Source organism: Nocardiopsis sp. NPDC055879, assembly GCF_053615935.1.
In genome coordinates this window covers 148392-159543 of record NZ_JBSHCT010000013.1, presented here as the reverse complement: position 1 = coordinate 159543, position 11152 = coordinate 148392, and the positions used below count along the sequence as shown (strand labels likewise).

Annotated in this window: 6 protein-coding genes; all 6 read left to right on the top strand. The window is 69.9% G+C overall.

Features of this window, described 5'->3' with window-relative positions; translation table 11 throughout:
- The first annotated feature begins 130 nt into the window (after positions 1–130).
- The 6 genes from ACWGKS_RS17395 (at position 131) to ACWGKS_RS17370 (ending at position 11113) form a co-directional block, all read left to right on the top strand.
- Positions 131–1066 (top strand): LLM class F420-dependent oxidoreductase, encoded by a 936-nt coding sequence (locus tag ACWGKS_RS17395; protein WP_358505596.1) that lies wholly within the window; start codon positions 131–133, stop codon positions 1064–1066.
- Between the two features lie 378 nt (positions 1067–1444).
- A complete protein-coding gene (gene acnA, locus ACWGKS_RS17390; RefSeq protein ID WP_452523189.1) occupies positions 1445–4168 on the top strand; it encodes an aconitate hydratase AcnA in 2724 nt (907 codons plus the stop codon).
- 280 nt (positions 4169–4448) lie between these two features.
- Positions 4449–6506, top strand: a complete 2058-nt coding sequence (locus tag ACWGKS_RS17385; protein ID WP_452523187.1) for a hypothetical protein — start codon at positions 4449–4451, stop codon at positions 6504–6506.
- On the top strand, positions 6496–7797 hold the full coding sequence (locus tag ACWGKS_RS17380; protein WP_358505603.1) for a hypothetical protein: 1302 nt from the start codon (positions 6496–6498) through the stop codon (positions 7795–7797). Before ACWGKS_RS17385 ends, ACWGKS_RS17380 begins: the two co-directional genes overlap by 11 nt.
- Before the next feature lie 48 nt (positions 7798–7845).
- On the top strand, positions 7846–9804 hold the full coding sequence (locus ACWGKS_RS17375; protein ID WP_452456013.1) for a hypothetical protein: 1959 nt from the start codon (positions 7846–7848) through the stop codon (positions 9802–9804).
- Positions 9794–11113, top strand: a complete 1320-nt coding sequence (locus tag ACWGKS_RS17370) for a hypothetical protein (RefSeq protein ID WP_452523185.1) — start codon at positions 9794–9796, stop codon at positions 11111–11113. Before ACWGKS_RS17375 ends, ACWGKS_RS17370 begins: the two co-directional genes overlap by 11 nt.
- Positions 11114–11152 lie beyond the last annotated feature (39 nt).

Sequence of the window (11152 nt, the reverse complement as noted above, 5' to 3'; positions counted from 1 at the left end):
CGCGGTGGGGAGGGGGAACGGTTCTGGTGGATCCGGTTCTGGTGGATCCCGGTGGTCTGACCACGCCTTTTCGACGATACCCGCGCGGCGGGTTCGGTATCGGTGCCGGGGGTGGGAGAAACTGGGGCGTATGCGTCTGAGGATCTTCCTTGAGCCCCAACAGGGGGCCACCTACGAGGACCAGCTCGCCGTCGCCAGGGCCGCAGAGGACCTGGGGTTCGACGCCCTGTTCCGTTCCGATCACTACCTCCACATGGGCGACCACCTGAACGGGCTCCCCGGCCCGACGGACGCCTGGATCACCCTGGCCGGACTGGCTCGTGACACCTCCCGTATCCGCCTCGGCACCCTCATGACCGCGGCGACCTTTCGCCACCCCGGCCCCCTCGCCATCTCCGTCGCCCAGGTCGACCGCATGAGCGGTGGTCGGGTCGAGTTCGGCTTCGGCGCGGGATGGTTCGAGCAGGAGCACGCCGCCTACGGCATCCCCTTCCCCGCGGCGGCCCGTGAGCGCTTCGAGCGCTACGAGGAACAGTTGGACATCATCACGGGGTTGTGGACGACCCCGGTGGGGGAGACCTTCCGATACGAGGGCAGGCACTACCGTCTGGCGGAGGGGCCGGCACTGCCCAAACCGCAGCAAGGGCCGCGTCCACCGGTGATCATCGGTGGCACCGGGCTCAAGCGGACCCCGCGTCTGGCGGCCAAGTTCGCCGACGAGTACAACGTTCCGTTCGCCTCGTTGGAGGACACCGAGGCGGCCTTCGACCGCACGACCGAGGCGGTCCGGGTCTCCGGGCGCGGTGCGCCCATGGTCTACTCGGCGGCCCAGGTGCTGTGCGTGGGGCGTGACGACGCGGAGGTGGCCGAGCGGGCCGCCGCCATCGGGCGCGAGCCCGACGAGCTGCGTCGTAACGGTCTGGCCGGCAGCCCGGAGGAGGTGGTGGACAAGATCGGTCGGTTCGGTGCCGTGGGTTCGGAGAGGATCTACCTGCAGGTCCTGGACATGGCCGACCTGGACCACCTGGAGTTGGTGGCCTCGGCGGTGGCGCCGCGGCTGGACTAGCGGTTCGTTGGTCGGGGGTGCCCGTGAGGGCCGGGGGAGCACCCGATAACTTGATATCGAGATACAAGTTAGATACCTTGACGTCAAGATATAGCGGGGCTCCCCCCGACCCGCTCCCGGTTCGGGCGTGTGAGGTCGACCGCTTTTCGACGTCGCGCTCCGAACGAGGGGGCGTCCGCGGCCGATGGGTCGCACTACCGGCGACGATGTGGCGTCGTCGCAGGTCAAAGCGGCCCTGAGGGATTCCAGGGGTGGCAGGGCACCGGACAGTGTCCACCGCCCTCGGGGAATTCGGTCAGGGCGGCCTCAGTAGGTCCCGCGTCCTTCCCATGCGGCAGGATGCTGGGGACAAAGTGGCGAGATCAGGAGGCATACACCGTGTCCGCGAACAGCTTCGGTGCCCGTGACACGTTGCGCGTCGGCGACGAGTCGTACGAGATCTTCCGGCTGGACACCGTCGAAGGTGCCGGCCGACTTCCCTACAGCCTGAAGGTGTTGCTGGAGAACCTCCTGCGCACCGAGGACGGCAAGAACGTCACCGCCGAGCACATCAGGGCCCTGGGTAACTGGGACCCCAAGGCGCAGCCCGATCAGGAGATCCAGTTCACCCCCGCGCGGGTGATCATGCAGGACTTCACCGGCGTCCCCTGTGTCGTCGACCTCGCCACCATGCGCGAGGCCGTCCGCGACCTCGGTGGCGACCCGGACAAGATCAACCCGCTCGCCCCCGCCGAACTGGTGATCGACCACTCCGTCGTGGTCGACCTCTTCGGTCGTCCCGACGCCTTCGAGCGCAACGTCGAGATCGAGTACGAGCGCAACTACGAGCGTTACAAGTTCCTGCGCTGGGGCCAGACCGCCTTCGACGAGTTCAAGGTCGTCCCGCCCGGCACCGGCATCGTGCACCAGGCCAACATCGAGCACCTGGCGCGCGTGACCATGTCCCGTGGGGGCCAGGCCTACCCCGACACCTGTGTCGGCACCGACTCGCACACCACCATGCAGAACGGCCTGGGCATCCTTGGCTGGGGCGTCGGTGGCATCGAGGCCGAGGCCGCCATGCTCGGCCAGCCGATCTCCATGCTCATCCCGCGCGTGGTCGGCTTCAAGCTGAACGGCGAGCTCCAGCCCGGCACCACCGCGACCGACCTGGTGCTCACCATCACCGAGAAGCTCCGTGAGCACGGTGTGGTCGGCAAGTTCGTCGAGTTCTACGGCGAGGGTGTCGCGGCCGTGCCGCTGGCCAACCGCGCCACCATCGGCAACATGAGCCCGGAGTTCGGTTCCACCGCCGCGATCTTCCCGATCGACGACGAGACCATCCGTTACATGCGCCTGACCGGCCGCTCCGAGGACCAGGTCGCCCTGACCGAGGCCTACGCCAAGGCCAACGGCTTCTGGCACGACCCGTCCCAGGAGCCGGAGTTCTCCGAGTACCTGGAGCTCGACCTCGCCGAGGTCGTCCCCTCCATCGCCGGCCCCAAGCGCCCGCAGGACCGCATCGCGCTGTCCGCCGCCAAGCGCACCTGGCGCCACGACGTCAGCGACTACGTCTCCGACGAGGCCGACCAGGCGGGCGAGGAGTCCTTCCCGGCCTCTGACGCCCCGGCCCAGGTCGCCAACGGTGACCGTCCGCACCGCCCGATCCCGGTCACCATGGCCGACGGCACCGAGACCGAGGTCGACCACGGCGCCGTCGTGATCGCCGCGATCACCTCCTGCACCAACACCTCCAACCCCTCGGTCATGCTCGGCGCCGCCCTGCTGGCCAAGAAGGCGGTGGAGAAGGGCCTGTCCCGCAAGCCGTGGGTCAAGACCTCCATGGCTCCGGGCTCCAAGGTCGTCACCGACTACTACGAGCGCTCCGGCCTGACCCCGTACCTGGACAAGCTGGGCTTCAACCTGGTCGGCTACGGCTGCACCACCTGCATCGGCAACTCGGGTCCGCTGCCCGAGGAGATCTCCAAGGCGGTCCAGGACAACGACCTCGCGGTCTCCGCGGTCCTGTCCGGCAACCGTAACTTCGAGGGCCGGATCAACCCGGACGTGAAGATGAACTACCTGGCCTCGCCGCCGCTGGTGGTCGCCTACGCGCTGGCCGGGTCGATGGACATCGACATCACCACCGAGCCCCTGGGCACGGACAAGGACGGCGAGCCGGTCTACCTGGCCGACATCTGGCCGACCGCCGAGGAGATCCAGGAGGTCATGGACTCCGCGATCGCCTCCGACATGTACGAGTCGGCGTACTCGGACGTGTTCGCCGGTGACGACCGCTGGCGCGAGCTGCCCACCCCGACCGGCAACATCTTCGAGTGGGAGGGTGAGTCGACCTACGTCCGCAAGCCCCCGTACTTCGACGGGATGGGTCAGGACCCCGAGCCGGTCACCGACATCTCCGGCGCGCGTGTCCTGGCCAAGCTGGGCGACTCGGTCACCACCGACCACATCTCCCCGGCCGGCGCCATCAAGCCGGGCACCCCGGCGGCCGAGTACCTCAAGTCCAACGGTGTGGAGCGTCGCGACTTCAACTCCTACGGTTCGCGTCGCGGCAACCACGAGGTGATGATCCGCGGTACGTTCGCCAACATCCGCCTGCGCAACCAGATCGCGCCGGGCACCGAGGGCGGCTACACCCGCGACTTCACCCAGTCCGGTGGCCCGGTGTCGTTCATCTACGACGCCGCGCAGAACTACGCGAAGCAGGACACTCCGCTGGTCGTCCTGGGCGGCAAGGAGTACGGTTCCGGTTCCTCGCGTGACTGGGCGGCCAAGGGCACCAGCCTGCTGGGCGTGCGCGCGGTCATCACCGAGTCCTACGAGCGCATCCACCGTTCCAACCTGATCGGCATGGGCGTCCTGCCGCTGCAGTTCCTGGAGGGGCAGTCCACCACCTCCCTCGGTCTGACCGGCGAGGAGACCTTCTCCATCACCGGTGTGACCGAGCTCAACGAGGGCCGCATCCCCGCCACGGTGAGGGTCACCACCGAGACCGGCGTCGAGTTCGACGCCGTGGTGCGGATCGACACCCCGGGTGAGGCCGACTACTACCGCAACGGCGGCATCCTGCAGTTCGTGCTGCGCCAGCTGATCGCGAAGTAGTCCCACCGAGCTCCGCTCCGTGCCCACAGGCACGACGCGCGGTTCACCGGGCCGCCACCGTTCACACGACGGTGGCGGCCCTTCTTCGTGTTCGGGTTCCGAACCCGGCCGGGACCGTCGGCGAACGGGTGCCCGTGTTTCGGCAGGTACGCGACGTCCGGATATGCTCACTTCGTGTCGGTTCCACTCGCGGAGTGGCCCCGACCACCCCTTGCCCCCGGCGCCCCACGTTCCCCAAGTCCCGAAGACCCCCGGCGGCGAGCCGAGACAGGAAGATCGGATGTATCCCCACCGCCTCAACGCGTCCCGCCGCGCTTCGTGGTTCCTCTCGGTGCCCTTGCTGGCGATCCTCGTGTTGTCGGGGGCCTCATCGGCCCAGGCCGATTCCGAGCGGTCCGTCGAGGATCGAGTGGGGCCCGCCGAGTACTACGCGGGCCTGCTGACCGAGGAACCCGAGGGCGAGGCCGTCATCGTCGACGACTCGATCGCCGGTCTCTACGACCTGGACGAGTTGGAGACGGACCTGCACGAGGCGTTCGCCCCGCTGGACGTTCCGTACTACGTCGTGGCCGGCGCCCTGCCCGGACACTCCACCATGCCCCTGGACTTCCTGGCCGCGGTACAGGACCGGGTCGGTCGACCCGGCCTGTACGTCTACCTGCGACCCGGGTCGGCCGAGGTGACCGCGGTGTCCAGGGAGGTGGGTCTGCCCGTGGAGAGGGCCAACAGGGTGCTCCTGAACGAGGAGAACCTCGTCACCTACCTGCCCATCGACACCAGTGCCGAACTCTTCGCGCGGACCCTGGTCGCCCCCGACCTCGATGAGAGGTTCGAGGAAGGGTGGGGTTCGCCCTGGCAGCGACTCGGGCCGCTCTATTGGTGGGCGGAGTCGCACCTGCGCCCGCTGCGCATGGAGACCTACGACTCGCCGGAACGACTCGGTGAGGCCACAGCCCTCACGGTGGGGGTGACCATCACCCTGGCGCTGGCGTTCGGGGTGATGCGTTCGGGTCGCCGTCGACGGGCCGCCGAGGCCGGTCACACCGGTCGGCTCCGAGGCGACCGGGCCCTGATGGTGGGCATGGTCGTGGCCACCGCCACCGGCGTCGTGGTCGTGGCCGCGTCCCTGGTCCAGCTCGACCGGGGGACCCTGCCCGAGGACGTCGAGAAGGTGGCCCCCGTGCCGCCGGAGACGGCACCCTACGTGGTGGACACCGTTCGTCTGGAACGTGTCGCCGAGGCGCTGCGCGAGGACCCCATCTACGTGGATCCACAGGCGCAGGTGGACACCGAGGGACTGGACCGGATCGTCGAGCGAGGACTGCCCGAGAACGTTCCCGTCCACGTCGCGGTGATGCCGATGAACCCGCACGACGAGTCGGGCGGCGACGGGGAGGTCTTCGTCCACGCCCTGCACCACGTCATGGACGAGGACGGGTTCTACGTCGTCGTGTCCGGCGAGGCCGGGGTCTCGACCCGGGTGGAAACGGCCCGCTTCGGCGTGGACTACTCGGACGGCGAACGCGACTGGACACACCTGGAGGGGGTCACCGGATATCTCGACGGCTCCACCCCGGCCCAGGCCCTGGACGGCCTGTTGGGCGTGGTGGAGGAGGAGGTGGAACGCGCCCCGGGCCAGGCCTCGGAGGTGCCCTACACGGTGGAGTCTCGGGCCGACCCCAGACCGGAACCCTCACGGATCTCCCGGTTCTTCTCCGGTGACTTCCTCACGTCGTTGTTCCTGATCGGCCCGATCGTCGCCGGTGTGCTCCTGACGTTGGCCTGGTGCGCGAACCGTCTGGTGAACCGGGCGCGGGCCGTTCCCGGCCGCGCCCTGCGTCCGCGTGCCGACCGCGCGGTACGTCGGATGGCCAAGGCGCTCCAGACCGCCCCGGCAGCCCACCCCGGACGGGACAAGGCCCTGAGGGAGTCCGACATGGCCCTGACCGTCCTGGGTGCGCACCCGGACGAACTCGACCTCGTAGGGGTCACGGTGCTGGCCGACCGGGCCGTCCTTCGTCTCGACCCGGACCCGGAGACCGCGGCCCGGGCCGAGGAACCCGTGTGCGCGGTCAACCCCCTGCACGGGACCTCCATCCGTCAAGGGGCCGTGCGTGGGAAGGGGAGGAAGCGGAACGTGGTGCTGCCACAACCCCTCTGCCGGTCTTGTTCGACTCTGACGGAATCCCAGCGGCGGGCCCGTACCCTCCTGGTCGCCGGACCGGGCGGCGGCCGTGTCCCCTACCTGGAACTGGACCGGGAGTGGAACCGCGGTGGATACGGGACCAAGTACCGGCTCAACGTGGAAGACCTGCTGAAGGAGTCCGATGTCCACTGACCACCGAACGGTGAGGACCCGTCCTGTCGTGGTCGCCGCCGCGCTCTCGGCCGTGTTCCTCACGACCGCCTTCCCCGGGATCGCCACGGCCGATACCGAGACGGATACGGTGAGCCCGACCGAACGGGTCGTGGCCGAACTGGAGGAGTCCCCGGTCCACGTCGATCCCGCCTTCTCCTCCGCCCTGCCCGAGGAACGGGCGGACGCGCTGGAGGAGCAGATCGAGGGTTCGGACGTGCCGCTTCGGGTGCTGGCCGTGCCGCTGATCGAGGGCGGCGACTGGTCCGGTCAGGCCGACCAGATGGTCGCGGCGGTGCACGACAGGATCGGCGGCGAGGCGCACTACCTGGTGATGGACGGCAGGAGCGTCTCGGGCCACGACTTCGGTACGGGAAACGACGAGTCGGGTTCGCGGGCCTTCTACTCCGCTCTCACCGTCTCCTACGAATTCGAGTACGACTCCCCGGCCGTGGACAAGTTGGAACGGTCGGTGGAGATCGCCTTGTCCGAGGACCCGAAGGCGCTCTACGACGAGGCGGTGGAGTCCCAGGAGAGGGGACCGATCGACTGGTTCTACTCCCTCGGCCCGTGGGGGTACTCGTTGGTCACGATCCTGCCCTGGGTCGTCGCCGTACTCGCCCTGGTCGGACTCGGGTTCGGGGTGCACCGGTGGCGCAGGCCCCGCGCCGTGCCCACCGTGCCCCAGCACGCCGCCTTCGACAACGCCAACCTGGCCCGTCGGGGCGAGCTGGTGCGCAAGGCCGAACGCGAACTCGTGGAGCTCGGCGAACGCGTGGGTTCGGCCCGAACCTCGCCCGACGACTCCGGGGCGACCGAGGCGCTGGGCCGGGCCCTGGACGCGCACGCGGCGGCCCGGAACGTCTTCGACGGGCTTCCCGACGAGGGAGCGATGGAGGACATCGCCGGCGTTCTCGTGCTGTTGGACATGGCGGAGGACCACATGGCCCGAGCCGTGCTCCCCGCCCAGAAGCGGGGTTCGGCGCGTACGCGTTCGCACTGTTACGCGAACCCGCTGCACGGGACCGACGTCAAGGTGACGCGTTGGCGTGAGTTCGGTGGGTCCGCGGACATCCGGGTGCCCTTGTGCGCCGTGTGCGCCAAGGCCGTCCGGGACCGGGTCCGACCCACGGTGATGGCCGCCCGGTACCAAGGGCGGGAGGTGCCCTACTACGAGGTGCCCGCCGAGGAGAGCGTGTGGGCGGCCACCGGTTACGGGGCGTTGCGCGACGACCTCGTCGAGCGGGTCCTTCGGGGAGATCACCGGCGCTGACCAGGGGAGATCGTCTCGGTCGTGGGGGGCCCGGGTTAATATCGGAGCATGCCTGTATCCCCACGGGTCCTTCGGTCCCCCTCCCGCGTCTCCCGGATCCCGGCCCTGCTCGTGGGGGCGCTGTTCCTCCTGTTCGCGTCGTCGCCCGCCGCGATGGCCGAACCCGCACCCGATTCCGCCGCGGCGTACGAGAACCCGCCCACCATGGCCGAGCACTACGCCGGGCTGCTGTCCGAGCAGCCCGAGGGCGCGGCCGTGGTGGTGGACGACGCGGTGGGCGGGGCGACCCCGCACGAGGAATTGGCCGAGGAACTGCACGCGGCCTTCGAACCCCTCGGGGCGCCCTACCACGTGGTGGTCTCCCCGTTCGTCGGTGCCGGTACGCCCGGCGGCATGGACGAGATCATGCCGGCCGTGCACGATCGGCTCGGTGCCGACGGTGTGTACGTACTCCTGCCTCCCAAGGGTCTGCCCACCGAGCTCCAGGTGTACGGGGTGGATCTCTCGGTGCGGGGAGCCACCGACGCCCTGCGTGACGCCGAGCTGTACATCGCCCCGGTGGGGGACGTGGCGCCGGTTCTGGCGGCCGGGTTGGCCGGCGAGGAACCGCCGGCGGTCGACCTGGAGCGGCGGCCCGAGGGGTTCCTCGGAGAGGTCGATCCGAACGGCTTCAACGGTCCCGCCAACCTCGGCCTGCTGGTGGGTACGGTCGGAGCGGCCGTGGTGATCGTCGGGGGCTGGGCGGCCTGGTATTGGGTGCGTCAGGACCGGCGCGTGCTCCCCGTGGTCGCCGTCGTGGCGGCGCTGGCCGTCTCCGGGACGACGGTGGCGGTCGGCTACGTGTACACGATGAGCGCGCCCGTCGGTGGCGCGGAGGTCGCCGATCCCGAGGATCTGGTGCGCCTGGAGGCCCCCTACGTGACCGACCCCGGACGGGCCGAGCGCCTGGCCGCGGAGCTGGCCGAGGACCCCCTGTACGTCGATCCGTTGTCCTCGCTGTCCCGCGAGGGGCTGGCGGAGGTACGCGAGACGCTCACCGACTCCTCCGTTCCCGTCTACGCGGCCGTGGTGCCCCTGGCCACCGACGACGAGGTCGAGGGCGAGGCCGAGGTCTTGGCCGCGGCCCTGGCGTCGGTGGCCGAGGAGGACGGTGTCTACGTGGTCATCGGACCCGGGATCGAGGAACCCGTCGTCGGAGCCGCCCCGAGCGGACTGGAGATCGATGCGTTCGGTTTGTGGTCGCCCCTGAGCCGTGTCGAGGAACCGACCCCGGCGGCGGCCCTGGAACGGACGGTAGCCGACCTGGCGGAGCTTGAGTTCACGCCCGGCGACGGTTTCACGCCGCTCTTCGCCGACGACGAGCCGAACCTGCCCGAGCCCCGTGGTGAGCGCTTCTGGGGCGGAGAGGGCTTCCTTCCCGGGGCGCTGTTCCTGGGGCCGTTGCTCGCGGCCCTGGTGATCGGGCTGACCTACCTGGGTGCCTTCTTCCGAGAGCGGTATCGCGGCGGTGGCCTGGTGACCGTCGTGGGGACCGGTCGGCTGCGCCGCCTGGCGGTCAAGGAGGCGGGTCGGGTGCGCGGGCTGCTCGACCGTGACCCGGAGGGCATCCCGCCCCGGTACATGCCGCAGGCGGAGGCGGTGCTGATGCTCGTCGACCGGGACCTGGAGGTACTGGACCTATTGGGCGTCGTGGTGCTCGCCCGCCGGGTCCTGGCCGTGGCCGAGGACCCGGACGCGGCCACCGATCCCTGCGCGGTCAACCCGCTGCACCCGTTCTCCGGGAAGAGACGCCGCACCCGGGTCGCCGGAGGGAACGCCCACCTGTGCGAGGGCTGTGGCGTGCTCGATGAGAACCAGCGCGCCATCAGACTGTTGAAGCTACGCATCGAGAGCTCGGCGCACTCCTACCGGAAGGCGCCGGAGAACGCCTGGATCCGGTACTCGTTCGGCGCCAAGAGGCCTGAACGGATGATCGAAGAACTCCTTGAGGTGAATCGTGTCCACTGAACCGCGTACCCGGGACCGGAGCCCGTGGGCAGCGCTGCGGGCATTGGTTCCCGTCCTGACGCTGGCCCTTTCCGTGGCCTTCGCGCCCGCGGCCTTGGCCGACCCCGCCGAGGGGACCGGCCCCACAGAGGGGACCGACCCGGGCGAGGTGACCCCCGCGCAGGCCATCGCCGAGAGCCTGACGGAGTCGCCCGTCCACGTCGACCCCGCCTACGAGGACGCCTTCTCCACCGAAGCGCGCGAACGCGTCGCCGAACGGATCGCGGGCAGCGACCTCGACCTGTACGTCATCGTCGTCCCCCTCGTAGAGGGCGGCACCTGGAACGGCGAGAGCGAGGCCATGGCCTCGGCGGTGCACGACCGCCTGGGCGAAGGCGAGCGGCACTACCTGATCTACAACAGTTCGGGTGATCTGGAAGGCCACGACCTGGGCACCGCCCCCGACGACTGGAGCAAGCCCGCCTTCTACGGGGCGCTCGCCGCGAGATACGAGACGATGAGCGGCCAGAGCCTCATCCCCACCGAGGTGGAGGCCGCGATCGAGGCGGCCCTGTCGGATGACCCCGAGGCCACCTACGAGGCCGCGATGGACGCCTACCGCGAGGAGAGCGGCACGGGCGGCTTCACCAACCCCGTATCGACCATGGATCCCGCACTCCGGGACCTGGGCGTGGTCGTCCTGGTGGGGCTGGTCGGGGTCGGACTCTGTCTGTTCTACGTGCGTACACGACGGCGATCGGCCGCGCCCGTCGCACAGCACGCCGCGTTCGACAACGCCGACCGCGCTCGCCTGGAGTCCGTCGTCGAGAGCGGCGCGCACGACCTCATCGAACTGGGGGAGCGACTCCAGGCCGCCGACCTGATCGACGCACAGAACCTGTCCCGGGCCTTGGACGCCCGCGACGCCGCCGCTCGGGTCCACGACCGTATGGTCGCCGAAGGGCCCACCCTGCCCGACGCGGTGGGCGTACTCGTCCTGCTGGACCTGGCCGAGGACGCCCTGGTGGGGCGGCGCACCCCACGTCGACCGTGCTACGCCAACCCTCTGCACGGAACCGGTACCAGAACCACCCAGTGGCGCGAATTCGGCGGTTCCCGTACGATCCGGGTGCCCCTGTGCGCAGAGTGCGCCCGCGCCGTTCGCGGCCGCGTCCGACCCACGGTGCTGCCCGCTCATCACGACGGGGCGGAGATCCCCTACTTCGAGGTGCCGGCGCAGGAGAGCGTGTGGGCGGCCACCGGCTACGGCACCCTCCGGGACGACCTGGTTGAACGGGTCCTGCGCGGCGACCACGCCGGGCGACGGTAACGTCCCGACATCGATTCGGGCCCGGAGGGGAACCCGGGC